Annotated in this window: 22 protein-coding genes and 1 pseudogene; 13 read left to right on the top strand and 10 right to left on the bottom strand. The window is 71.5% G+C overall.

What is annotated here, in order from left to right; all coding sequences use genetic code 11:
* Positions 1-54: 54 nt before the first annotated feature.
* Positions 55-1326, bottom strand: a complete 1272-nt coding sequence (locus ACZ56V_RS35825) for an extracellular solute-binding protein (protein WP_356362230.1) — start codon at positions 1324-1326, stop codon at positions 55-57.
* 390 nt (positions 1327-1716) lie between these two features.
* On the opposite strand from ACZ56V_RS35825, the gene ACZ56V_RS35830 reads away from it, so the two are divergent.
* Both ACZ56V_RS35830 and ACZ56V_RS35835 read left to right on the top strand, forming a co-directional pair.
* Complete coding sequence (locus ACZ56V_RS35830) at positions 1717-2751, top strand: LacI family DNA-binding transcriptional regulator (protein WP_398913965.1); 1035 nt, start codon at positions 1717-1719, stop codon at positions 2749-2751.
* Between the two features lie 93 nt (positions 2752-2844).
* Complete coding sequence (locus ACZ56V_RS35835) at positions 2845-3708, top strand: phosphatase PAP2 family protein (RefSeq protein ID WP_468947800.1); 864 nt, start codon at positions 2845-2847, stop codon at positions 3706-3708.
* A gap of 181 nt (positions 3709-3889) precedes the next feature.
* Here the strand turns inward: ACZ56V_RS35835 and ACZ56V_RS35840 are convergent, their stop codons facing one another.
* Positions 3890-6886: a bifunctional [glutamine synthetase] adenylyltransferase/[glutamine synthetase]-adenylyl-L-tyrosine phosphorylase gene (locus ACZ56V_RS35840; RefSeq protein ID WP_467383248.1), complete on the bottom strand. Its 2997-nt coding sequence runs from the start codon at positions 6884-6886 to the stop codon at positions 3890-3892.
* A gap of 173 nt (positions 6887-7059) precedes the next feature.
* Here ACZ56V_RS35840 and ACZ56V_RS35845 point away from each other — a divergent pair, with 173 nt between their 5' ends.
* The 3 genes from ACZ56V_RS35845 to ACZ56V_RS35855 all read left to right on the top strand — a co-directional run bounded on the left by ACZ56V_RS35845 (position 7060) and on the right by ACZ56V_RS35855 (position 8092).
* A complete protein-coding gene (locus ACZ56V_RS35845; RefSeq protein ID WP_052839935.1) occupies positions 7060-7323 on the top strand; it encodes a type II toxin-antitoxin system Phd/YefM family antitoxin in 264 nt (87 codons plus the stop codon).
* Entirely contained in the window at positions 7320-7574 is a 255-nt protein-coding gene (locus tag ACZ56V_RS35850) for a Txe/YoeB family addiction module toxin (RefSeq protein WP_030189135.1), read from the top strand. Before ACZ56V_RS35845 ends, ACZ56V_RS35850 begins: the two co-directional genes overlap by 4 nt.
* 71 nt (positions 7575-7645) lie before the next feature.
* Positions 7646-8092: a VOC family protein gene (locus ACZ56V_RS35855; RefSeq protein ID WP_059302823.1), complete on the top strand. Its 447-nt coding sequence runs from the start codon at positions 7646-7648 to the stop codon at positions 8090-8092.
* 27 nt (positions 8093-8119) lie between these two features.
* On the opposite strand, the gene ACZ56V_RS35860 is transcribed toward ACZ56V_RS35855, so the two are convergent.
* From ACZ56V_RS35860 to ACZ56V_RS35870, 3 genes are all read right to left on the bottom strand, one after another.
* Positions 8120-9880: an NAD+ synthase gene (locus tag ACZ56V_RS35860; RefSeq protein WP_467383246.1), complete on the bottom strand. Its 1761-nt coding sequence runs from the start codon at positions 9878-9880 to the stop codon at positions 8120-8122.
* 98 nt (positions 9881-9978) lie between these two features.
* On the bottom strand, positions 9979-10605 hold the full coding sequence (locus ACZ56V_RS35865; protein ID WP_398913974.1) for a DUF305 domain-containing protein: 627 nt from the start codon (positions 10603-10605) through the stop codon (positions 9979-9981).
* Positions 10602-11270, bottom strand: coding sequence for a DUF3105 domain-containing protein (locus ACZ56V_RS35870; protein WP_398913976.1), 669 nt, complete (start codon positions 11268-11270; stop codon positions 10602-10604). Before ACZ56V_RS35870 ends, ACZ56V_RS35865 begins: the two co-directional genes overlap by 4 nt.
* Positions 11271-11559: 289 nt before the next feature.
* Here ACZ56V_RS35870 and glnA point away from each other — a divergent pair, with 289 nt between their 5' ends.
* The gene (glnA, locus tag ACZ56V_RS35875) at positions 11560-12921 is read left to right on the top strand and encodes a type I glutamate--ammonia ligase (protein WP_104631010.1); all 1362 of its coding nucleotides are present in this window, start codon (positions 11560-11562) and stop codon (positions 12919-12921) included.
* Between the two features lie 65 nt (positions 12922-12986).
* On the opposite strand, the gene ACZ56V_RS35880 is transcribed toward glnA, so the two are convergent.
* Positions 12987-13823 (bottom strand): SCO6745 family protein, encoded by an 837-nt coding sequence (locus tag ACZ56V_RS35880; protein WP_468947830.1) that lies wholly within the window; start codon positions 13821-13823, stop codon positions 12987-12989.
* Positions 13824-13951: 128 nt separating this feature from the next.
* Here ACZ56V_RS35880 and ACZ56V_RS35885 point away from each other — a divergent pair, with 128 nt between their 5' ends.
* The 4 genes from ACZ56V_RS35885 to ACZ56V_RS35900 all read left to right on the top strand — a co-directional run bounded on the left by ACZ56V_RS35885 (position 13952) and on the right by ACZ56V_RS35900 (position 17568).
* Complete coding sequence (locus ACZ56V_RS35885) at positions 13952-14533, top strand: TetR/AcrR family transcriptional regulator (protein ID WP_468947804.1); 582 nt, start codon at positions 13952-13954, stop codon at positions 14531-14533.
* A 447-nt stretch (positions 14534-14980) separates the two neighbouring features.
* Positions 14981-16519, top strand: a complete 1539-nt coding sequence (locus ACZ56V_RS35890) for an MFS transporter (protein WP_467383241.1) — start codon at positions 14981-14983, stop codon at positions 16517-16519.
* Positions 16516-17013 carry an FBP domain-containing protein gene (locus ACZ56V_RS35895; protein ID WP_467383239.1) on the top strand — a complete coding sequence of 166 codons (498 nt, stop codon included), beginning with the start codon at positions 16516-16518 and terminating at the stop codon, positions 17011-17013. The genes ACZ56V_RS35890 and ACZ56V_RS35895 overlap by 4 nt, the downstream gene beginning before the upstream one ends.
* A 330-nt stretch (positions 17014-17343) precedes the next feature.
* Positions 17344-17568: a hypothetical protein gene (locus tag ACZ56V_RS35900; protein WP_121701701.1), complete on the top strand. Its 225-nt coding sequence runs from the start codon at positions 17344-17346 to the stop codon at positions 17566-17568.
* 6 nt (positions 17569-17574) lie between these two features.
* On the opposite strand, the gene ACZ56V_RS35905 is transcribed toward ACZ56V_RS35900, so the two are convergent.
* The 4 genes and pseudogenes from ACZ56V_RS35905 to ACZ56V_RS35920 all read right to left on the bottom strand — a co-directional run bounded on the left by ACZ56V_RS35905 (position 17575) and on the right by ACZ56V_RS35920 (position 21129).
* A complete protein-coding gene (locus ACZ56V_RS35905) occupies positions 17575-17790 on the bottom strand; it encodes a DUF397 domain-containing protein (RefSeq protein ID WP_059302831.1) in 216 nt (71 codons plus the stop codon).
* Positions 17787-18640, bottom strand: a pseudogene (locus ACZ56V_RS35910) (helix-turn-helix domain-containing protein). Before ACZ56V_RS35910 ends, ACZ56V_RS35905 begins: the two are co-directional and overlap by 4 nt.
* 79 nt (positions 18641-18719) lie before the next feature.
* Positions 18720-19961: an MFS transporter gene (locus tag ACZ56V_RS35915; protein ID WP_467383236.1), complete on the bottom strand. Its 1242-nt coding sequence runs from the start codon at positions 19959-19961 to the stop codon at positions 18720-18722.
* 115 nt (positions 19962-20076) lie between these two features.
* Positions 20077-21129, bottom strand: a complete 1053-nt coding sequence (locus ACZ56V_RS35920) for an endonuclease/exonuclease/phosphatase family protein (RefSeq protein WP_398914000.1) — start codon at positions 21127-21129, stop codon at positions 20077-20079.
* A 319-nt stretch (positions 21130-21448) separates the two neighbouring features.
* On the opposite strand from ACZ56V_RS35920, the gene panB reads away from it, so the two are divergent.
* The 3 genes from panB (at position 21449) to ACZ56V_RS35935 (ending at position 24422) form a co-directional block, all read left to right on the top strand.
* On the top strand, positions 21449-22324 hold the full coding sequence (panB, locus tag ACZ56V_RS35925; protein ID WP_356362195.1) for a 3-methyl-2-oxobutanoate hydroxymethyltransferase: 876 nt from the start codon (positions 21449-21451) through the stop codon (positions 22322-22324).
* Positions 22325-22569: 245 nt separating this feature from the next.
* Positions 22570-23601: an ATP-binding cassette domain-containing protein gene (locus ACZ56V_RS35930; protein WP_398914002.1), complete on the top strand. Its 1032-nt coding sequence runs from the start codon at positions 22570-22572 to the stop codon at positions 23599-23601.
* Positions 23598-24422 carry an ABC transporter permease gene (locus tag ACZ56V_RS35935; protein ID WP_356362191.1) on the top strand — a complete coding sequence of 275 codons (825 nt, stop codon included), beginning with the start codon at positions 23598-23600 and terminating at the stop codon, positions 24420-24422. The genes ACZ56V_RS35930 and ACZ56V_RS35935 overlap by 4 nt, the downstream gene beginning before the upstream one ends.
* Positions 24423-24429 lie beyond the last annotated feature (7 nt).

The following is a 24429-nucleotide window of genomic DNA, read 5'->3' on the forward strand; positions in this document are numbered from 1 at the left end:
GCCGGTGACCGCCGGGCCCCTCCCCCGGTGCGGGGGCCCGGCGGTCGGGTGGACCTACTTGCTGAAGTCCGGCACCAGCTTGGCGATCGCGGTCTCGACGTCGCCCAGACCCTCGTCCAGGGACTTCTTGCCGCCGGCGATCTGGGGCAGCTCGTCGTCCAGCGGCGTCCACAGGGAGCTGTACTCGGGCAGCGCCGGGCGCGGCTGGGCGGCGGGCAGGACCGTCTGGAAGCCGGCGATGCCCGGGTCGGCCTTGACCTTCTCGGTGTAGGCGTCGTCGCGGGTCGGCAGCGTGGAGTTCTTCAGGGCGACGGTCTCCTGGGACTTCGCCGAGGTCATGAACTTCACGAACTTCAGCGCGGCCTCCTGGTGGGCCTTGTCCGAACCGGCGTAGACCGAGAGGTTGTGGCCGCCGGTCGGGGCGCCCGCCTTGCCGGTGGAGCCGGCCGGGACGGTGGCGATGCCGAGGTTGTTCTTGTCCTTGAAGGCCGAGCCCTTGTAGAAGTTGGTGATCTCCCACGGGCCCTGGATGATCGAGGCGACCTTGCCGCTGACGAACGCCTCCTGGATGTGGGCGTAGGCGTCCGCGGTGGTGTCGGCCTTGTGCAGGCCCTTGCCGTTGAAGAGGCTCAGCCAGGTGCCGTAGCCCTTCTTCGCCTCGGCGGAGTCGACGGTGACCTTCTTGGCGTCGGCGTCGACCGTGTCGGTGCCCTCGCCGTACAGGAACGGCTGCGCGTAGTAGCCGGCCGTGGAGGCCCAGTAGCCGTCGACGCCGGCCTTGTCCTTGATGGTGGCGGCGGCCTTCTTCAGGTCGTCCCAGGTCTTGGGGGCCTCGACGCCGGCCTTCTTGAACAGTTCCTTGTTGTAGACGAAGGCGAGGGTGTCGGTGACCAGCGGGACGCCGTAGGTCTTGCCCTCGTACTTGGCCTGCTCGATCAGGTTGGGCTGGAACTTGTCCTGCTCGGCGAGGGCCTCGGTGCCGTCCAGCGGCAGGAAGAAGCCCTTCTTGGCGAAGGCGGGCGTCCAGCCGACCTCGGAGCGCAGCACGTCGGGGGCGCCCTTGGATCCCGCGGCGGTGTCGAACTTGTTCTGCGCCTGGTCGAACGGCACGTTGACGAAGTTGACCTTGACGCCCTTGTTGGCGGCCTCGAACTCCTTGACCAGGGCCTTGTAGGTCGGCGCCTCGTTGGTCGCGTTGGAGGTGTCCCAGTAAGTGATGGTGACCGGTCCGCCCGACTCGCTGTCGCCGCCGTCGTCTCCGCCGCACGCCGTCGCCGCCAGGGCGAGGGACGCCACCAGCGCGGTGGCCGCTATGCCACGCCGCATGAGTTCTCCTTGAGGGTGAAAGCCCGTGTGGTGCAGGGTGCGGGCCCGTCCGCCGCTCCTGCCGTCACCGACCGCGTCATCGCCGCCGTCGGGCGACGTGAACGTAACAGCGTTGAAAGCCTGGCGAAAGGTCTTGCAGCAAAAATATGCAAGAGATCTCCGAAGTTATCCGGGCGTGACCTCTCAGCGACCGTCATGAGACGCTTGTTTACGGGGCCCGAGCGGTATCGGGCCGGTTGTGCAAGACTCTGCAAGCTCTTGCCGCCACTTTCTCGAGGGAGCGCGATGACGCAGCAGCCCGCGCCGGGCCGTCCGACGGGCCGTCCACCAGGCCGCCCACGGCGCCCGATCGGTGTGCAAGGCGGCGGCCGACCGGTACAGTCCACCCCTGTGACCACACGGCTTGCCGACATCGCCGCCCAGGCGGGGGTGAGCGAAGCGACCGTCAGCCGCGTCCTGAACGGGAAGCCGGGCGTCGCCGCCACCACCCGCCAGTCCGTGCTCGCCGCCCTCGACGTGCTGGGCTACGAGCGCCCCGTGCGGCTGCGGCAGCGCAGCGAGGGCCTGGTGGGCCTGATCACCCCGGAGCTGGAGAACCCGATATTCCCGGCGCTGGCCCAGGTCATCGGCCAGGCGCTGACCCGCCAGGGCTACACGCCGGTCCTCGCCACCCAGACGCCGGGCGGCTCCACGGAGGACGAGCTGACCGAGATGCTGGTCGACCGCGGGGTCGCCGGCATCATCTACGTCTCGGGGCTGCACGCCGACACCACCGCCGACATGCAGCGCTACGAGCGGCTGCGCGCGCAGGGCGTGCCGTTCGTCCTCGTCGACGGCTTCTCCTCGCAGGTGCAGGCGCCGTTCATCTCCCCCGACGACCGGGCCGCGATGAGCCTCGCGGTCACCCACCTCGTCTCGCTCGGCCACACCCGGATCGGGCTGGCCCTCGGGCCGAAGCGGTTCGTGCCGGTGCAGCGCAAGATCGAGGGCTTCGTGCGCACCGTCCAGGAGCAGTTGGGCCTGAGCGCCGAGACGGTGGAGAAGGAGCTGGTCCAGCACTCGCTGTACACCCTGGAGGGCGGCCAGGCGGCGGCCTCCGCGCTCATCGGACGGGACTGCACGGCGGTGGTCTGCGCCAGCGACATGATGGCGCTGGGCGCGATACGCGCGGCCCGGCAGCTGGGCCTGGACGTGCCCAAGGACGTCTCGGTGGTCGGCTTCGACGACTCGCCACTGATCGCCTTCACCGACCCGCCGCTGACGACGGTCCGCAAGCCGGTGCCCGCGATGGGGCAGGCCGCGGTGCGCACGCTGCTCGAGGAGATCGGCGGGACGCCCGCGCCGCACAGCGAGTTCGTGTTCATGCCGGAGCTGGTGGTGCGCGGCTCGACGGCGTCGGCACCCGGTGAGCGCGGCCGCCCCTGACCCCTCGGGGGCGGCGGCTCCGGGCGGGATGCGGGTCGGATCCACCTGGGGGATGATCGGTGGAAGAAGGCTTTTCTGGCAGACTTCATGCCTATGGGTGACGCGACCGTGAGGACTCGGGAACGCCAGGAGGACGGCGTTCAGCACCCCGTCACTGAGACGACGGGGAGAGGGCTCCTGCGTCGGCTCCGCGCCCCGCGCCGGCCCCGCCTCTGGTTCGAGATCCTGCTGATCGCGCTCAGTTACTGGACGTACTCCCTCATCCGCAACGCGGTGCCGGAACAGCGGACGGCGGCCCTGCGCAACGCCGACTGGATCTGGCGGGTCGAGCAGCAACTGGGCATCGCCGTCGAGGAGTCCGTCAACCACGCCGTGAACTCGGTGACTTGGCTCGTCGTCGGCATGAACTACTACTACGCCACACTGCACTTCGTGGTGACCCTGGGTGTCCTGGTGTGGCTCTTCCGCAGCCACCCCGGCCGTTACGCGGCGACCCGGCTGGTGCTCTTCGCGACCACGGGTGTCGCTCTGGTCGGCTACTACCTGTATCCGCTCGCGCCGCCCCGGCTGATGAACGGCGGGCACTTCATCGACACGGTGATGGTCCACCAGACGTGGGGGTCGATGGCGTCCGGTGACCTGAAGAACATGTCCAACCAGTACGCCGCGATGCCGTCGATGCACATCGGGTGGTCGGTGTGGTGCGGCCTGACGATCTTCGCGTTGGCGTCGGTGCCGTGGGTGCGGGTGCTGGGGCTGGTGTATCCGGCGCTCACGCTGGTGGTGATCGTGGCGACGGCGAACCACTTCTGGCTGGACGCGGTGGGGGGTGTGCTGTGCCTGGCCTTCGGGTACGGGGTCGCTGCCGCGTGGTACGGGAAGCTGCCTTACGCGTTGCCCCGTCTGGTGCCGGACGCTGCGCGGCGGCGGAGGGTGTGGTTGCCGGGGCGGGCGTGAGGGGTGCCCGGCGCGAGCGTGGCCGGGGGTGGGTGCGCAGCCCGGCGTAGCGGGGTGCCTCCCCCACTCTCGGCTTCGCTCGAGCGGGAGGTACCCCCACCGCCCACCCGTGCCGCCTGGGGGTACCTCCCAGGCCGTTCAGGCACTGGGGGAGGCACACTGCCCGCAGCTATGGGCGGCCTCACGTGTAGAACAGGTCCTCCACCACCGTTCGGGCCCGGCGCGCCGTGCGGCGGTATTCGTCGAGCATGTCGCCCGCGTGGCCCGGGCCGTGGCCCAGGTAGCGGCCCACGGCCGCCAGCTCGCGCGGGTCCGTCGGGAAGGTGTCGCCGGCCCGTCCCCGCACCAGCATCACCGCGTTGCGCACCCGCGTCGCCAGCACCCACGCCTCGTCGAGGATCTCGGTGTGCTCCGCCGAGACCAGCCCGGCGTCCCGGGCGGCGGAAAGCGCCGCACGCGTCCCGGTGGTCCGCAGCCCGGCGACCTCGTGCCCGTGCCGGAGCTGGAAGAGCTGCACGGTCCACTCCACGTCGGAGAGCCCGCCCGGCCCCAGTTTGGCGTGCAGCTTGGGGTCGGCCCCGCGCGGCAGCCGCTCGGACTCCATGCGGGCCTTGAGCCGCCGGATCTCCCGTACGGCGTCCTCCCCGAGTCCGCCCGCCGGGTAGCGCAGGGGGTCGATCAGCTCGATGAAGCGCCGCCCCAGCTCCTCGTCCCCGGCGACGAACTCGGCCCGCAGCAGGGCGTGCGACTCCCACCCCAGCGACCAGCGCCGGTAGTAGGCCTCGTACGACTTCAGGGTCCGCACCAGCGGCCCGGACCTGCCCTCGGGCCGCAGGTCGGCGTCGATCAGCAGCGGCGGGTCGGCGCTCGGCACCTGGAGCAGGCGCCGCATCTCGGAGACGACCTTGTTGGCGGCGTCGCCCGCCTCCCGTTCGTCCACCCCGTCGCGGGGCTCGTGCACGAACAGCAGGTCCGCGTCCGAGCCGTAGCCCAGCTCGTGTCCGCCGAAGCGGCCCATGCCGATGATCGCGAACCGGGTCGGCAGGACGTCGCCCCACTTCTCCCGCACGACCGCCCGCAGCGTCCCCGCCAGCGTCGCCGCCGTCAGGTCGGACACGGCGTCGCCGACCAGGTCCACCAGGGCGCCCTGGTCGGCCGCGACGGGCTGGGCCTCGGTGCCGTAGGAGCCGACGATGTCCGCGGCGGCCGTGCGGAACAGCTCCCGGCGCCGTACGCCGCGCACCGCGGTGACGGCCTGTACGGCGTCGTCGGCACGCCGGACCGCGGCGAGGGTCTCCTGCTCCAGCTGGGCCCGGCCGCGCGGCCGCAGTCCCCCGGCGACACCGTCGCCGAGCAGCGCGACGGCCTCCGGGGCCCGCATCAGCAGGTCGGGGGCGAGCCGCCCGGCCGAGAGCACCCGGGCGAGGTTCTCGGCGGCGGCGCCTTCGTCGCGCAGCAGTCTGAGGTACCAGGGCGTGGTGCCGAGCGCGTCGGAGACCTTGCGGAAGTTCAGCAGGCCGGTGTCCGGGTCGGCGGAGTCGGCGAACCAGCCGAGCAGCACGGGCAGCAGGGTGCGCTGGATGGCCGCCTTGCGGGTGACGCCGGACGCGAGCGCCTCCAGGTGCCTGAGCGCGGCGGCCGGGTCGGCGTACCCGAGGGCGACCAGGCGCTCCCGGGCGGCCTCGGGGCTCAGCCGGGCCTCGCCGGGCGCGAGCTGGGCGACGGCGTCGAGCAGGGGCCGGTAGAACAGCTTCTCGTGCAGCCGGCGTACGACGGAGGCGTGCCGCTTCCACGCGCGCAGCAGCCCGCTCACCGGGTCGGTGCGCAGGCCCAGGGAGCGGCCGAGGCGGCGCAGGTCGGCCTCGTCCTCGGGCACGAGGTGGGTGCGGCGCAGCCGGTGCAGCTGGATGCGGTGCTCCATGGAGCGCAGGAAGCGGTACGCCTCGTCGAGCTGGGCGGCGTCGGCGCGGCCGACGTAGCCGCCCGCGGCGAGGGCCGCCAGCGCGTCCAGCGTGGTGCCGCTGTGCAGGGAGGTGTCCGCCCGCCCGTGCACCAGCTGGAGGAGCTGCACGGCGAACTCGACGTCCCTGAGGCCGCCCGGTCCGAGCTTGAGCTGCCGGTCGACCTCGGCGACCGGGATGTTCTCGACCACCCGGCGGCGCATCTTCTGCACGTCCGGGACGAAGTTCTCGCGGTCGGCGGCCTGCCACACCAGGGGCTGGAGGGCGGCGACGTACTCGGCGCCGAGTCCGGGGTCGCCGGCCACCGGGCGGGCCTTGAGCAGCGCCTGGAACTCCCAGGTCTTGGCCCAGCGCTGGTAGTAGGCGAGGTGGCTGCTGAGGGTGCGCACCAGGGGGCCGTTGCGGCCCTCGGGGCGGAGGTTGGCGTCGACGGGCCAGATGGAGCCCTCGACGGTGGTCTCGGAGCAGATCCGCATCATGTGCGAGGCCAGCGAGGTCGCGGCGCGCAGCGCCTTGGTCTCGTCGGCGTCCGCGTCGGAGGGCTCGCCCACGAAGATCACGTCGACGTCGGAGACGTAGTTCAGCTCGTGGCCGCCGCACTTGCCCATCGCGATCACCGCCAGCCGGCACCGCGCGGCGTCCTCGGGGGCGGCGGCCTCGGCGAGGGCCAGGGCGGCGCGCAGCGTGGCGGTGGCGAGGTCGGCCAGCTCGGCGGCGGTCTCGGCGACGTCGATGGTGCCGCACACGTCGCGGGCGGCGATGGACAGCAGGCAGCGCCGGTAGGCGACGCGCAGGGACACCGGGTCGGTGGCCTCGGCGAGTCCCTGCTCGAACTCCTCGACCCCGCGGTGCAGGTCGCGCGGCTCGTACGTCACGAGGGTCTGCCAGTCCCCCGCGTGCCGGGCGAGGTGGTCGGCGAGCGCCTCGGAGGCGCCGAGGACACCGAGGAGGCGGTCGCGCAGCGGCTTGGCCGCTATCAGGGTGTCCAGCAGCTCCTGGCGGGCGGTGGGGTCGGGCTGCGCCTCCAGGAGCCGTACCAGCCCGAGCAGGGCGAGGTCCGGGTCGGCGGTGGCGCCCAGCGCCTCCAGCAGGACGGGGTCGGCGCGCAGCTCGGCCAGCTCGGCCCCGTCCAGCAGCCGTTCGGCGGCGGAGGGATCGGTGAAGCCGTGCCGCAGCAGCCGCGTGAAGGTACTGCTCCTGCGCCCCGGCGCCGTCATCTCGGCCTCCTGTCGGACTTGGGGCGCGTGGGCCCGGGTCGGATCAAGGTCGTACGGGCTGAGCGTAGCCGGGGAACGGCGTGCGGGCGCCGGGACGTACCGCTCCCGCTTTCCGGTGGCCCGCTCCGGACTCGTACGATATCTTGTACAAGCCGAGGAAGGGAGGCACTGGTATGTCCATCACCGCCAGCGAAGCCCGTCAGAATCTGTTCCCGCTGATAGAGCAGGTCAACGAGGACCACGCCCCGGTGCACATCACCTCCCGCAAGGGGAACGCCGTGCTGATGTCCGAGGAGGACTTCACGGCGTGGACGGAGACGGTGCACCTCCTGCGCTCGCCGAGGAACGCCCGCCGGCTGCTCGACTCCATCGCGGAGGCCGAGGCGGGCGACGCACGGCAGCGTGAGCTGATCGACCCGGACGCGGAGCGGGCGTGAGGATCACTTTCACGTCCCACGGCTGGGAGGACTACGTCCACTGGGCCGAGAGCGACCGGAAGGTGACCAAGCGGATCAACAGACTGATCGCCGACATCGCCCGTGACCCCTTCAAGGGCATCGGCAAGCCGGAGCCGCTCAAGGGCGACCTGTCCGGCTACTGGTCCCGGCGCATCGACGACACGCACCGTCTTGTGTACAAGCCCACCGATGACCTGCTGGTCATCGTCCAGGCGCGCTACCACTACTGACACCCTGCGACCACTGACACCGCGACGCGACCACTGACACCGCGACCGACGAAAGCCCAAGGAGTCATGCCATGGACTTCACGCTCGAAGTCATCCCGCTCCCCGTCACCGACATCGACCGCGCCCGGGACTTCTACCGGGACAAGGTCGGCTTCCACGTCGACATCGACCAGGAGGTCATGCCGGGCATGCGGATCGTCCAGCTGACGCCCCCGGGCTCCGGCTGTTCGGTCGCCCTCGGCGACGCCATCTGGGACATGGCGCAGGGACAGACCCGGCCGGAACCGGGCTCGTACCAGGGCCTCCAGCTCTGCGTCGCCGACATCAAGGCGGCGCACGCGGAGCTGACCGCGCGCGGCCTGGAGGTCTCGGAGCCGGTGCAGTACGCCCCGGACGACGGCGCCACCTTCATGTACTTCAAGGACCCGGACGGCAACGGCTGGGCGATCCAGGAGTACCGGCGCCGGGTGGCGGAGCCGCTGCACAAGGTGCTGGCCGACCTCAAGCGCGAGGGCTGACCGGCCCCGCCGCCCGCGCCGGTCTCCTCAGCCGCTCTCCCGCCAGCGGTTGGTGACCGGCAGGCGGCGGTCCTTGCCGAAGCCCTTGGACGAGATCTTGGTGCCCGGCGGGTACTGCCGCCGCTTGTACTCCGCGGTGTCGACCATGCGCAGCGTCCGCGTCACCAGCTCCCGGTCGTACCCGGCGGCCACGATCTCGTCCGCGCCGCGGTCCCCGTCGACGTACAGGGCGAGGATCGCGTCCAGCACCGGGTAGTCCGGCAGCGAGTCGGTGTCGACCTGACCCGGGCGCAGCTCCGCGCTCGGCGGCTTGGTGATCGAGTTCTCGGGGACGGGCGGGGTCTGTCCCCGGGCGGCCGCCGCGCGGTTGCGCCACTCGGCGAGACGGAAGACCGAGGTCTTGTACACGTCCTTGATCGGCCCGTACGCGCCCACCGAGTCGCCGTAGAGCGTCGAGTAGCCGACCGCCAGCTCCGACTTGTTGCCGGGGGCCAGGACCAGGTGGCCCTCCTGGTTGGAGAGCGCCATCAGCAGCGTCCCGCGCAGCCGGGACTGGAGGTTCTCCTCCGCCAGGCCGGTCAGCTCCAGCGCGCCCGTGTACGCGTCGAACATCGGCTCGATGGGCACGGTGCGGTAGTTCAGGCCGGTGCGCCGGGCCAGCTCGGCCGCGTCGTCCCGGGAGTGCCCGGAGGAGTACTTGGACGGCATGGAGACGCCGTACACGTGCCGGGCGCCGAGCGCGTCGCAGGCGATCGACGCGACCAGCGCGGAGTCGATGCCGCCGGACAGCCCGATCAGCACCGAGCGGAATCCGTTCTTCCCGACGTACGCGCGCAGGCCCGCGACGAGCGCCGAGTAGACCTCCTCGTCGTCGTCCAGCGGCTCGGCGTGGCCGCCGGACAGCCACGGCCCGGCGGCGGGTTCGGGCGCCGGCTGCTCGGAGAGCACCACCCGGTCGATGCGCAGTCCGTCGTCCACCACGCCGGTGGGCGGCTCCGTCCCGGCGGCGGGCAGGTCGAGGTCCAGCACCACGCAGCCCTCGGTGAACTGCGGCGCCCGGGCCAGGACCGTCCCGTCCCGGTCGACGACGATCGAGTCGCCGTCGAAGACCAGCTCGTCCTGTCCGCCGGTCATGGCGAGGTAGGCGGTGGTGCACCCGGCCTCCTGGGCCCGCTTGCCCACCAGCTCCAGCCGGGTGTCGTCCTTGTCCCGCTCGTACGGGGAGGCGTTGACGGAGAGCAGCAGCCCGGCACGCGCCGAGCGGGCGGCCGGCACCCGGCCGCCGTCCTGCCACAGGTCCTCGCAGATGGCCAGCGCCACGTCCACGCCGCGCACCCGCACCACGGGCAGGGTGTCGCCGGGCACGAAGTAGCGGAACTCGTCGAAGACGCCGTAGTTCGGCAGGTGGTGCTTGGCGAAGCTCAGCGCCACCTCGCCGCCGTGCAGCACGGCCGCGGCGTTCTGCGGGGCGCCCGCGGGCTGGCCGTACCTCGGCTGGGCCGTCGCCGAACGGTCGAGGTAGCCGACGACCACGGGGACCCCGCCGAGGCCGTCGTCCGCCAGCCGTACCGCGAGGGAGCGCAGGGCGGCACGGGAGGCCTCGACGAAGGACGACCTGAGGGCCAGGTCCTCCACCGGATATCCGGTGAGCATCATCTCCGGGAACGCCACCAGGTGCGCTCCCTGCCCGGCCGCGTGCCGGGTCCAGCGCAGGACCGACTCGGCGTTGCCGTCGATGTCGCCGACGGTGGAGTCGATCTGGTTCAGGGCGAGTCGTAGTCGAGGCACGCGTCCACTGTAATCGTCAGAACGACGCGATGGGGCGGCGGACGTGTTACCGCGTGATGTCCGGGCCCTCACACACCTCGTCTCACGGCCTCACGCCCTTACGGCCGGGGTTTCGCGCCCCGCTCGGCCAGCAGGTCGGCCATCAGCCGGATCTCCGACTCCTGCGACTCCACCATCCCCCGGGCCAGCCGCTTCTCCACGCCGACCGTGCACCGCTCGACGCAGCCCTTCGCCATGTGGACGCCGCCCTTGTGGTGCTCGGTCATCAGCTGGAGGTAGTAGACCTCGGCCCGCTTCCCGTCCAGCGTCCCGAGCTTCTTCATCTCGGCGTCGGTGGCCATCCCGGGCATCAGCGAGCCCGCACCGGCGGAGGGCGCGTCGCCCATGCCCATCCAGGCCATCGGCGGGTCCGACGACACCTTGGGCAGCTCCCACAGGTCGAGCCAGCCGATCATCATGCCGCGCTGGTTGGCCTGGGTCTGCGCGATGTCGTACGCGAGCCGCCGCACCTCCTCGTCGTCGGTGCGGTCGCGCACGATGTACGACATCTCCACGGCCTGCTGGTGGTGGACCGACATGTCCCGCGCGAACCCGGCGTCCGCGGAGCCGGCGGCCGGGACCTCGGTGCCGCCGTCGTCCCCGGCGACCGCGTAGGTGATCCCGCCGGCCGCGACGAGCACCGCGGCCGCGGCCCCCGCGACCCAGCCGGCCCGTTTCGGGGTCACTGGGACAGCCCGTTGGTGCACGCGGCCCCCGGCTCGGGGGTCTGCTCGCCCTGGACGAACTTCTCGAAGAACTTGTCCACGTTCGGGTCGTCGGCACCGGTCACCGTGCGCTGGTGCCCCCACGCGGACAGCACGATCGGGTCCTTCTGCTTGTCGTCGGGGCTCATCAGCGAGTACGGCGTCTTCTTGACCTTGTCGGCCAGCTTCTCGACGTCGGCCTCGGGGGCGTCGTCGGTGTACGTCACCCAGACGGCGCCGTGCTCCAGCGAGTGCACGGCGTTCTCGTTGTTCAGCGGCTTGGTGTAGACGTCGCCGTTGCAGTTCATCCAGACCTGGTTGTGGTCGCCGCCGACGGGGGGCTCGACGGGGTAGGTGACCTTCTTCGTGACGTGGTTGCGCCCCAGGTCGCCCTTCCAGGCCCGCACGCCGTCCGCCCCGGTGGCGAACTTGCCGGAGGTCTTGCCGTCGGAGGCCGTGTCGCCGGAGGAGTCGTCGGACTGCGACCGGACGAGGAAGACGCCGCCGACGACGAGACCGGCGACGACCACGGTGCTCAGCGTGATCGCGAGGATCCGGTTCCGGCGGTCGCGGGCCTCCTCGGCGCGCCGCATCTCGGCTATGCGGGCCTGTCGCGCCGTGTTGCTGCTCTTCTTGGCGGAACCCATGGGGTGTTGCCCTTCTGGGAAGGAAACTGGAGACGGACGAGCGTGAGGTCCGCTGATCGTAATGGCGTGGGGCCCGTCCTTCGTAGGGCGGGCACAGGATCCGTCCCGGCCGGATCCCCGGAATGGCCCGATCGAACAGGTGGCCTCTACGCTGCGGTCACGGGGTGGACCGGCCGAGGAGGTCCGCAACGCGTACGTAACGGCGCTGTGGTGTGATGCTCAGGTGCCCGACCGCCTCCCGCCGTACCGGAGACAGGCGGCCTGACCAGCAAGGATGGGGAAGCGGAAGATGGACAAGCAGCAGGAGTTCGTGATCCGGACGCTGGAGGAGCGCGACATCCGGTTCGTACGCCTGTGGTTCACGGACGTTCTGGGCTTCCTCAAGTCCGTCGCCGTGGCCCCGGCCGAGCTGGAGCAGGCCTTCGACGAGGGCATCGGTTTCGACGGCTCCGCGATCGAGGGCTTCGCCCGGGTCTACGAGTCCGACATGATCGCCAAGCCGGACCCGTCGACGTTCCAGGTCCTGCCGTGGCGCGCGGAGGCTCCCGGCACGGCCCGCATGTTCTGCGACATCCTCATGCCGGACGGCTCGCCGTCCTTCGCGGACCCCCGGTACGTCCTCAAGCGGGCCCTGGCCCGCACCTCCGACCTGGGCTTCACCTTCTACACCCACCCGGAGATCGAGTTCTTCCTGCTGAAGGACAAGCCGGTCGACGGCTCGGTCCCGACCCCCGCCGACAACTCCGGCTACTTCGACCACACCCCGCAGAACATCGGCATGGACTTCCGCCGCCAGGCGATCACCATGCTGGAGTCGATGGGCATCTCGGTGGAGTTCTCCCACCACGAGGGCGCCCCCGGCCAGCAGGAGATCGACCTGCGCTACGCGGACGCGCTCTCCACGGCCGACAACGTCATGACCTTCCGCCTGGTCATGAAGCAGGTCGCGCTGGAGCAGGGCCTCCAGGCCACCTTCATGCCGAAGCCGTTCTCGGAGTACCCCGGCTCGGGCATGCACACCCACCTCTCGCTCTTCGAGGGCGACCGCAACGCGTTCTACGAGTCCGGCGCGGAGTACCAGCTCTCCAAGGTCGGCCGCTCCTTCATCGCGGGCCTGCTCCGCCACGCCGCCGAGATCTCCGCGGTCACCAACCAGTGGGTGAACTCCTACAAGCGCATCTGGGGCGGCACCGAGCGCACGGCGGGCGCCGGCGGCGAGGCCCCCTCCTACATCTGCTGGGGCCACAACAACCGCTCGGCCCTGGTCCGGGTGCCGATGTACAAGCCCGGCAAGACCGGCTCGGCCCGCGTCGAGGTCCGCTCCATCGACGCCGGCGCCAACCCGTACCTGACCTACGCCGTCCTCCTCGCCGCCGGCCTCAAGGGCATCGAGGAGGGCTACGAGCTCCCGCCGGGCGCCGAGGACGACGTCTGGGCCCTCTCGGACGCGGAACGCCGGGCCCTGGGCATCGAGCCCCTCCCCCAGAACCTGGGCGAGGCCCTCGCCCTGATGGAACGCAGCGACCTGGTCGCCGAGACCCTGGGCGAACACGTCTTCGACTTCTTCCTCCGCAACAAGCGGCAGGAGTGGGAGGAGTACCGGTCCCAGGTGACGGCGTTCGAGCTGCGGAAGTCGTTGCCTGTGCTGTAGCGCTCCTGACCGCCGTCCTGGCCCGCACGGGCGCCGGGACGTGATCACCGTCCCGGCGCGAGATGTCAGACCTTTCCGATGCCGAGTGTGGTGTCGCGAGGCAGCAGGCCTGAGCCCAGGACCTCCAGCCAGAGGGGGCCCAGGAGTTCGGCGAGCCTGGCGGTGCCCTTGTCGCCGAGGGTCCGCCAGGGGGCGGCGGCCAGTTCGTCGGTGCGGCGCTCGACCTCGGCACGCAGGGTGCGGCCCGCGTCGGTCGCGGAGCCGTCGGCGTGCAGCAGCCCCCGTACGGAGAGGCGCTCGCGGGCGTCCGCCCACTCGTGCTCGGTCCAGCCGCGGCTCGCGAAGACGTCGGTCGGCGCGGCGCCGATCGCGGCGAACGACACCAGCGCCTCGACCGAGTCGAGGTTCGCGGTCAGCAGCGCGGCGAGATGACCGTCACCGCGGTGCTCGCGCAGGATCGTCGCGGCCTGCCACAGCACGAGGTGCGGCTCCGAAGGCCAGGGCAACGCGGCATTGGCGGCGGCGAGCGGGCGGCCCTCGGTGGGTGCGGCCTCCGCCGCCCGGCGGGCGAGTACCGCGGCCTCGGCGACTTCGGGGCCGTCCGCGAGCGCCCCGAAGAGCGCGCGGTAGGCCCGGTCGATGCCGCGTGTCCGGACGTCGAGCACCTTGCCCGGCGCCGCGACGTCCCAGGCGGCGGGGATGTGCTCGGCGACCGTGCGCGGGCTGAAGCTGTAGAACGCGGAAGCCACCTGCCGGGCTCCGGGCGCTCCGAGCGGCGCCGCCCGCAGGGCGAAGTAGCTCGGCCAGCGTTCGCCGGTGCGGTAGCCGAGCGACTCGACCTCCTCGAAGACCTGTGGCGCGAAGTAGACGACGGCGTGCAGGGACTCCAAGAGGTGCCACATCTGCCTCACACGTCCGTGGTCGTTGCTCAAGACGGCTCCCCTTGCCCTCGGCCCGCACGGCTAGTCCGGGCTCAGACTTCCTTCACCACCGCATCTTGTCAATGACTAGATGACGCTAGGCTGCCTTCATGCCCACCGAACGCCCCGAACGCCCGTACCACCACGGGGACCTGCGGCGGGCCGTGCTCGACGCGGCCCTCGACGTCATCGCCGCCGAAGGGCCGGCCTCACTGTCCCTGCGCGACCTGGCCCGCCGCGCGGGCGTCTCCCATGCGGCACCCGCGCATCACTTCAAGGATCGGGCGGGACTTCTCACCGCCATCGCCACCGAGGGCCACAGCCTCCTGTCCGCCGCACTCGGCGAGGCGGACGACCTGCGTGACCTGGGTGTCCGGTACGTGCGCTTCGCCGCCGCGCACCCGGCCCATTTCCAGATCATGTTCCGCCCCGACCTGCTGCGCCCGGACGACTCCGAACTCCTCGCGGCGCGCGAGCGAACACGGAGCATGCTCCGTACGGCCGTGGAGGGCTACGACGACGATCCCGCCGTCGGCTTCATGGCGGCCTGGTCGATGGCCCACGGCTTCGCGACGCTGCTGCTCTCCCACAGCCTCGACGGTCTGCTGGACGGGCGGGATCCGGAAGCCGCCTTCGGGGCGCTGGCGGGCGTGATGTTCGGGCCGGTCCCACGGTCCCCCTCAGCCGGATGAGGGTCAATGAGGTCACGCCGCGGGGCGCTGGGCAGCCCCGGTAATTCCGGTCGCGCGGTGGTGCCGATGGGTTACTCTGGCCGGGATTTCGTGTGGCAGGTTCTCTGCCGCCCCGCTCGGCACGCTCGGCGTCGACACGCATCGCGTGCCCTGCCTGGAAGGAGGCGAGAGACATGGACCGTGCACAATGCGTTGCGGCCATAGTTGCCTCCGGCCGTGTGCCCTCCCTCCTCTGCGGCGCGCGGTAGCTCTTCCCCCTTTTGGTTTCTTGTCTTCGGCATCTTCCTGAGGTGTCGCGTCTCGAGACGTCCCGGCCTGTGCGGTTCTTCGCCGCGCAGGCCGCGGGGGCGTGTCCCCGTGCTCCGCAGCCCGGCCCGTCGTCATCACCGCGACCGTTCCCGGCCGGCTCTCTCGACAGCACTTCGACACGAAACGTGCGTGATCGCCATGAGCAAGAAACGTCCCGGAGGGAAATCCCTCCCGTCCGCCCGTTCCCCGGCCACCGGCCGTTCCCCGGACCGCGAGGTTCCCGCCGCGACCGAGGTACCGGCACCGGCACCGGCCCCTGATCCGAAGCGCTGGTGGGCGCTGACCGTCATCGCCCTCGCCCAGCTGATGGTGATCCTCGACGGCACCGTCGTGAACATCGCGCTGCCCTCCGCCCAGCACGCCCTCGGCATGTCGGACGCCGACCGGCAGTGGGTGATCACCGCCTACACGCTGGCCTTCGGCGGGCTGCTGCTGCTCGGCGGACGGATCGCCGACCTGGTGGGCCGCAGGCGCGCCTTCGTCATCGGCCTGGCCGGGTTCGCCGCGGCCTCCGCGCTGGGCGGCGCGGCGGCCGGCCCCGGGATGCTGTTCGCGGCGCGGGCCCTGCAAGGCGCCTTCGCGGCGGTCCTGGCGCCCTCGGCCCTGTCACTGCTGGCGACGACGTTCACCGACCCCAAGGAACGGGCCAGGGCGTTCGGCGTCTACGGTGCGCTGGCCGGCGGCGGCAGCGCGGTCGGGCTGATCGTGGGCGGCCTGCTGACCGAGTACCTGAACTGGCGCTGGTCCCTGTACGTCAACGTGCCCATCGCGCTGGCCGCCCTGCTCGGCGCACCGGTCTTCCTGCGCGACCGCTCCGGCCGCCGGGGCGGGCACCTGGACGTGCCGGGCGCGCTGCTGGGCTGCGGCGGGCTCGTCGCTCTCGTGTACGGCTTCAGCGAGGCCGAACCTCGCGGCTGGTCCAGCCCGTTCGTGCTCACGCTGCTCGTGGCCGGGGTGCTCCTGCTCGCCGCCTTCGTGTGGTGGCAGAGCCGTGCGGGAAGCCCGCTGCTGCCGCTGCGCATCGTCAAGGACCGGGTCCGGGCCGGATCGCTCGCGACGATGGGCCTGGCCACCATCGGCATGTTCGGCGTCTTCCTGTTCCTGACGTACTACCTGCAGGTCGTCCTCGGCTACCCGCCGGTGCGGACCGGTCTGGCCTTCGTGCCGATCTCGGCCGGTATCGTCATCGGCGCGACCCAGATCGCGGTCCGCCTGCTGCCCCGCACGGCGCCGCGCATCTTGATGTCGTCCGGCATGGTGCTGGCCGCCGTCGGCATGGTGCTGCTCAGCCGCCTGACCGTGCACGCGCAGTACGTCCCACACGTGCTGCCCGCCCTGCTGCTGCTCGGTGTGGGCATGGGCCTGACCTTCATGCCGGTCTACGCGACGGCCACCGCCGGGGTGCCCGCGCAGGACGCCGGTGTGGCCTCGGCCGTCCTCAACACCGTGCAGCAGATGGGCGCTTCGCTGGGCACCGTACTGCTCAACACCGTCGCCACCAGCGCCACCGGCCGTTACGTCGACGCGCACGAGCGCGGTCCGGCCCACGACGGCGCGACCCTCGACGCGGGCATGGTGCACGGCTTCTCCGTCGCCTACTGGTGCTCAGCGGGCGTCCTGCTGCTCGCCGCCCTGGTGGCGGGCCTCACCGTACGACCCTCCAAGGATCCTTCATGAAACCCCTGACCGAGCACGACATCCGCACCTCGTTCGTCAACTGCTCGAAGGGCGCGGCCAAACGCCTCCCCCTGCCCAAAAACCTGGCGGACCTCGACCACTGGGACGACCTGGACTTCCTGGGCTGGTCCGATCTGTCCGCGCCCGATCGCAGCTATCTCGTCGTCGAGCGCGACGCCGGACTCGTCGGCCTGTCCCTGCGCTCCGCCTACGGCAACCGCGGCTTCCTGCGTCGCAGCATGTGCTCCCTGTGCCTGACCACGCATCCCGGCAACGGCGTCTCCCTCACGACCGCCGCCAAGGCGGGCCGGGCCGGCCGCGAGGGCAACTCGGTGGGGCTCTACATCTGTGCCGACCTGGACTGCTCGTTGTACGTACGGGGCCGGAAGAAGGCGGCACCGGGCGGGCGTATCGAGGAGTCCCTCACTGTCGAGCAGCAGATCGAGCGCCTGCGCGGCAACCTCGACGCGTTCCTGGAGCGGGTCCTCCACTGAGGCCGACGGGGCGGATACGCCAGAACCCGGCCCCGGATCGGTCCGGGAAAAGCCGTGAATCTCCACAGCGTTCCTCGCTCGGCCGCACGGCCGGGGTGCGGTGGAACCGCGCGGGGCGGCCCGAGCCTCTCGCGGCACCGCACCGGGCCGTGCTCCCGGGGATGAGGTGAAGATCCGGGCGCTTTCCCTGACCGCACGCACACACCGGTGAAGTCCGCGGCGCCGGGCGGCGGCGTTCAACGGCTCGCCGATGGTGGGCCGTTCAGCTCCGTGCTTTGATCGGTGCGCGGCCGCACCGCTCCCCTTCCCCACGAAAGGAACAGACCTGCCATGAACACTGTCCCCCAGGTCCAGACGGCCGAGATCTCCGACGCTGACCTGGACCAGGTGTCCGGCGGCATCGGCCTCACCGCGAGCACGGCCCTCTTCGCGGGCGACGGCGGCCTCGGTGCCGGCCTCCACGCGGAGTCCGGCCCGTTCGCCGTCACCACCGGCCTCGGCGCTTCCGCACCCTTCGGCGGCGCGGCGGCCAACGCCCACACGACGAGCGTCTGAGCCAGGTCAGGGCGCCAGAGCCCTCGCCGCCCCCACGAACCCCGTCCACGCCGTCCTGGTGACGGCGAGGCGGGAGCCGTGGGGGCGCTTGGAGTCGCGGACGTGGACGGTGGCGGAGGCTATCGCGACCTCGACGCAGTCGTTGCCGTCTCCGCTGCTGCTGTAGCTGCTCTTGAACCAGTCCAGGGCGGGTGCGTCCGGCGTTGCGGTGATGCGGCTCATGACTCTCCAAGCATCTGCTCGATGACGGCCCGCGACTCTCGGGGCGTGAGAGCCTGGGCCCGGATCATGCCATAGCGCAGCTCAAGGATCCGGAGCTGTTTCGGGTCGGACACCGGCCGTCCGGCGAACGCTCCTTCGGAGCGCCCCACCGACGTGCCGTCCGCGAACTTCAGCACCTCGATCAACCCGCCCGTACCGAAGTGCTCCTCCGAGTCGATCGGCATGACCTGGATCGAGACGTTTCGCAACTCACCCAGCTCCAGGAGTCGTTCGAGCTGCCGACGCCACACCATTCTGCCTCCGACCGGGCGGCGGAGGGTCGCTTCCTCCTGTACGAAGCTGAGAGTCGGCGCCGGTGAACGCTCGAACACCGACCGCCGGGCCAACCGTGCCGCCACCATGCGATCGGTGTCCTCCTCGGTGTACGCGGGCAACCACGTGTCGAAGAGCGACCGCATGTGTTCCTCGGTCTGCAGTAGGCCGTGGACGTTGTGGTTCGCGACAGCGAGATCTCGGCGGCTGTGGCTTCCAGCTTCGCGAGCTCCCGCACGTGCTTGGGATACCGAACCCTCTTCACATCCTCCCAGGCCGCGGCGATGAGGCCGCCCGCCTCAAGGACCTGGTCCGCCCTCTCCAGGTACTCCCGGCGAGGGATCCGCTTCCCGCCCTCGACCTTGTAGACGAGGTCCTCGCCGTAGCCGACCGCCACCCCGAAGTCGCCCGCCCGCATGCCCACCGCCTCGCGGCGCAGCTTCAGCTGCCTCCCCACGGTGGTGAGGACGGCCACACCCCACTCGTCGTCCGGGTCGACCTCCCAACCCGGCTCTTCCGCCTCGCCGTTCACCGGCATCCGCACCCCTCCGCCGTACGCGTCGCATCGCGTCCGCGACACGATAGAGGGGACGTCTACGCTGCGTGAGGGGAAACGGTCACTCCGTCACTCCGGCGTGGGACGCGGTCCTGTCGGCCTCCGGCACGTGTGCCGCGACCACGCGCTCGCGCCCGGGAGCCGGGGCGAGGGCCGCGTGCCGCCGGTCCACCGCCCACGCCGCTCCCGCGACCGCGAGGCCGAGGACCGCCAGGGCCGCGCCCGCCGTCGCCGGGGACGTGGTACCGAGGCCCGCGGCCAGGGCGAGGCCGCCGATCCAGGCGCCGCCCGCGTTGGCCAGGTTGAAGGCGGCCTGGTTGGCGGAGGAGGCCAGGGAGGGGGCCGCGGCGGCCTTCTCCATGACCATGAGCTGGAGGGGCGAGCCGGTGACGAAGGCGGCCATGCCGAGCAGGGCCACCGACGCGGCCGCCGTGACCGGCGTACGCATGAGGAGGGGGAACAGTGCCAGGACGACGACGAGAGAGGCCAGGCCGCCGAAGAGGGTGCCGCGCAGGGAGTGGTCGGCCAGGCGGCCGCCCAGCAGGTTGCCCGCGGTGGCGCCGACGCCGAACAGTGCGAGCAGCAGCGTCACGCTGGTCTCGGCGAAGCCGGCGGCGTCGGTCAGCATCGGCGTGATGTAGCTGTACGCCGCGAAGAGCGCGCCGAAGCCCGCGACCGTCGTGCCCAGCGCCAGCCAGACGGGCAGGGAACGCAGGGCGGCCAGTTCGCCGCGCAGGCCCGTGGCGGGGGCGGGGGCGCTGTCGCGCGGGATCAGCAGGGCCAGCGCCGCTATCGCCGCCACGCCGATCGCGCTCACGCCGAGGAAGGTGGCCCGCCAGCCGAGCTGCTGGCCCATGGCCGTGGCGGCCGGGACGCCGACGATGTTGGCGACGGTGAGGCCGAGGAACATCAGGGAGACGGAGCGGGCCTTGCGTTCCGGCGCGACCATGCCGGTGGCGACGACCGCACCGACGCCGAAGAAGGCGCCGTGCGGCAGGCCGCTGACGAAGCGGGCGGCCAGCAGGGAGATCTCGCCGGGGGCGACGGCCGACAGGGCGTTGCCCACCACGAACAGCGCCATCAGGGCGATCAGGACGGCGCGGCGGGACATCCGGGTCGTCGCCGCCGCGAGCAGCGGGGCGCCGATGACGACGCCCAGCGCGTAGGCGGAGACGAGGTGTCCGGCGGTGGGGATGGAGATGTCCAGGTCGTCCGCGACGTCGGGCAGCAGGCCCATCATCACGAACTCGGTGGTGCCGATGCCGAAGGCGCCCACGGCAAGGGCGAGCAGGGCCAGGGGCATGAAGGGTCTCGCCTTTCGAGAGCGGGGTCCGTACGGGAGGACGGGGCACAGGGGGACGACTGTATGTTCCCGTACGGAACAAAGACTCTCAGGGCGGGTATTCCGCAGACGAATTCTAGGAAGCCGTTGTGTCGACCTTCACACGCGCGGCGATCGGCAGATGGTCGCTGCCGGTCGCCGGGAGGGTCCAGCTGGTCATGGGTTCCACGCCGGTGACCAGGATCTGGTCGATCCGGGCCATCGGGAAGGACGCCGGCCAGCTGAAGCCGAAGCCGTCGCCCACCGCGCCCTGCGGGGACCGCAGCTGGGAGGTGATCGCAGTGAGCGACCGGTCGTTCATGGTGCCGTTGAGGTCGCCGAGGAGGATCTTGCGGGGCAGCTTCTCGTGGCCGATGGCCTCGCCGAGGGCCTGGGCGCTCTTGTCCCGCTGCCGGGCGGTGAAACCGGCCTCCAGCTTCACCCGTACGGAGGGCAGGTGGGCGACGTACACCGCGACCGGTCCGGACGGCGTGGCGACGGTGGCGCGCATCGCGCGCTTCCAGCCCAGCTCGATGTCGACCGGCCTCACGTCGCTGACCGGGTACTTGCTCCACAGCCCGACGGTGCCGACGACCGCGTGGTGCGGGTACTTCGCCGCCAGCGCCTTCTCGTACGTCGGGACGGCGGACGCCTTCAGTTCCTCCAGGGCCATCACGTCCGCGCCGGCGGCGGCCACCGCGCGGGCGGTGCCCTCCGGGTCGGCGTTGTCGGCGTTGACGTTGTGGGTGGCCACGGTGAGGTCGCCGCCGGAGCCGGTCTTGTCGAAGAGCAGGCCGCCGAAGAGGTTGAGCCACACGCTCACCGGCAGCACCAGCGCGATCAGCGCCGTCGCCGACTTGCGGACCAGGGCGATCACCAGCAGGACCGGGATCAGCAGGCCGAACCACGGCAGGAAGGTCTCGGTGAGGCTGCCGAGGTTGCCGATGGCGTTCGGGATGTGCGAGTGGGCCGCCATGACCGCCGCCAGGAGCAGCGCGACCACGGCCGTGACCAGGCCACGGCGCCAGATCCGCCGGTCGCCGCGCCAGCCGCTGACCGCCCGGTCGAACAGGCGCCGAATCCGGGTTCCCCGGCGCTCGGAGTCCGAGCCGCCGCCGTCCGTCTCCGTCACGTACGCCTGCTGCGCCATACCGTTGCCTCACTGCCTGCTGTGCACACCGTCGCCCCCTGTGACTCAGCACCATAGGGGATGATCGGTTCCGATCCCGCCGTCCCTGGACGGCCGTACGGCACGAGGACGTACGGGCAGCCCCGCGGAGTTCCGCGCCGCACCGGGACGGGCGGCTCTGTGACAGAACGGGCACATTCGACCCCATGAGCCACGCTCTGCCCCATGACGGGGTACGCGACGGGGGTCCCCTAGCGGTCGGGGCGCCACCAGTGCCACCATGGAAGGGATCCGGGGACGCCGTCAGGGCGCCTCGAGATGACATGAAGGAGCCGTTGCCATGACGCAGCTTTCGGCTGCCCAGACGCCGCAGCGCACCCCCGCCGACGGGAGCAGGGCGCTGTACGGGGGCAAGATCAACCGCCGTATCACCGTCCGGGACATCACCGCCGCCAAGGAGCGCGGCGAGAAGTGGCCCATGCTCACCGCGTACGACGCCATGACCGCCTCCGTCTTCGACGAGTCCGGCATCCCGGTGATGCTCGTCGGCGACTCCGCGGGCAACTGCCACCTCGGCTACGAGACCACCGTGCCCGTCACGCTGGACGAGATGACGATGCTCTCGGCGGCGGTCGTGCGGGGCACCAGCCGCGCCCTGATCGTGGGCGACCTGCCGTTCGGTTCCTACCAGGAGGGCCCGGTGCAGGCGCTGCGCTCGGCGACCCGGCTGGTCAAGGAGGCCGGGGTCGGGGCGGTCAAGCTGGAGGGCGGTGAGCGCTCGCACCGGCAGATCGAGCTGCTGGTGGAGTCCGGCATCCCGGTGATGGCGCACATCGGCCTCACCCCGCAGTCCGTCAACTCCATGGGCTACCGGGTCCAGGGCCGGGGCGAGGAGGCGGCCCAGCAGCTGCTGCGCGACGCCAAGTCGGTGCAGGACGCGGGCGCCTTCGCGGTCGTCCTGGAGCTGGTGCCGGCCGAGCTGGCCGCCGAGGTCACTCGGACCCTGCACATCCCGACGGTCGGGATCGGCGCGGGCCCGGACACCGACGCGCAGGTGCTGGTGTGGACCGACATGCTCGGGCTGACCGGCGGCCGGGTGCCGAAGTTCGTCAAGCAGTACGCCGACCTGCGCAAGGTCATGGGCGACGCGGCGAAGGCGTACGCCGAGGACGTCGTCGGCGGAACGTTCCCCGCGGACGAGCACTCCGTCCACTAGCTCCGTCCACCAGCTCCGCCCACCAGTAGGCCATCGCGGTACGACCACCGGCCCCGCCGATCTTCCCCCGTCGGCGGGGCCCCTCTTTGCGCCTGAACCGGCGCCGCTCTCGCGGAGCTGGTTGCTCGCCGTCGTGGTTCCTCAATTGACGGTTGCGGTGCCCATCGGCGAGATGTCGGCGCCGTCGGCCGTACTGTCGGTGGGATGTCGGCGGTTTGTCGGTGGGGCCTGCCATCGTCTGGGGCATGAAGCGAATCGACGACACCCCCCGGGCCGCGGACAGCGCGGTCACCGTGCGGGGGCTGGTCAAGCACTACGGCGAGACCAAGGCGCTGGACGGCGTCGACGTGGATGTGCGCGAGGGCACCGTGATGGGCGTGCTCGGGCCGAACGGCGCCGGCAAGACCACCCTCGTACGCATCCTGTCCACCCTCATCACCCCCGACTCCGGCCGGGCGCACGTCGCCGGGTACGACGTCGTACGGCAGCCGCGGCAGCTGCGCCGGGTCATAGGGCTGACCGGGCAGTACGCGTCCGTGGACGAGAAGCTCCCCGGCTGGGAGAACCTCTACATGATCGGCCGGCTGCTCGACCTGTCCCGTCGGGACGCGCGCGCCCGCGCCGACGAGCTGCTCGAGCGGTTCTCGCTCACCGAGGCCGGCAAGCGGCCCGCCGCCACGTACTCCGGCGGCATGCGGCGCCGCCTCGACCTGGCCGCCTCCATGATCGGGCACCCGGCCGTGCTGTTCCTGGACGAGCCCACCACCGGCCTGGACCCGCGTACCCGCAACGAGGTGTGGGACGAGGTCAAGCGCATGGTCGGCGACGGCGTCACCGTGCTGCTCACCACCCAGTACATGGAGGAGGCCGAGCAGCTCGCCTCCGAACTGACCGTCGTGGACCGCGGCAAGGTCATCGCGAACGGCGGCATCGAGGAGCTGAAGGCCAAGGTCGGCGGCCGCACCCTGCGGGTCCGCCCGGCCGACCCGCTGCAACTGCGTCCGCTCGCCGCCTACCTGGACGAGCTGGGCATCACCGGGCTCGCCAGTTCCACGGTGGACACCGAGCGCGGGACCGTCCTGGTGCCGATCCTCAGCGACGAGCAGCTGACGGCCGTGGTCGGCGCGGTCACCGCGCGCGGCATCACCGTCTCTTCCGTCACCACCGAACTCCCCAGCCTGGACGAGGTCTTCCTGTCCCTCACCGGCCACCGCGCCAGTGCCCCGCAGGACCCCGCTCCCGCCACCGACGACACCCGCGAGGAGGTCGCCGTATGAGCGCCACCACGTACACCCCCGACACCACGATCACCCCGGACGCGCGGATCACCCCGCGCGCCCACCTCCGGCACACCGGCGCGCTGATCCGCCGCAACCTGCTGTGGATCCGGCAGGACCCGGAGTCGATGTTCGACGCCATCCTCTTCCCGATCGTCTTCACGCTGCTGTTCGTCTACGTGTTCGGCGGCTCCATCGGGCAGTCCCTGGGCGGCGGTCAGCAGGCGTACGTGCAGTACGTCATCCCCGGCCTGATGGCCATGATGGGCATGAACATGGCCCAGGGGGTCGGGACCGGCTTCAACCAGGACTTCAACTCCGGTGTCATGGACCGCTTCCGGTCGCTGCCGATCGGCCGCGGCTCGGTGCTGTTCGCGAAGATCGCGGTGGAGTTGCTGCGGATGCTGTTCGCGACCGCGGTGCTGATGGTCGTCGCCGTCCTGGTCGGTTTCGACATCACCGACTGGGCGGGGCTCCTGGCCTCGGTGGGGCTGTCCGCGGTGTTCGGCTCGGCGCTGATGTGGGTGTTCCTGACCCTCGGCGTGATCATGAAGAACGCGCAGTCCGTGCAGGCGATGGGGTTCCTGGTGCTGATGCCGCTGCAGTTCGGCTCGTCGATCTTCGCGCCGACCGACTCGATGCCGGGATGGCTGCGGGCGTTCACGGACTACAACCCGCTGTCCTCGCTGGCCGACACCGCGCGCGGCCTGATGGTGGGCGGTCCCATCGCGCACGACCTGTGGGTGACGCTGGCCTGGTCCGCCGTGCTGACGGCGGTGATGGCGCCGATCGCCGTCCACAAGTTCCGCACGAAGAGCTGAACCGCGC

This window comes from Streptomyces sp. NPDC034099 (assembly GCF_055575415.1).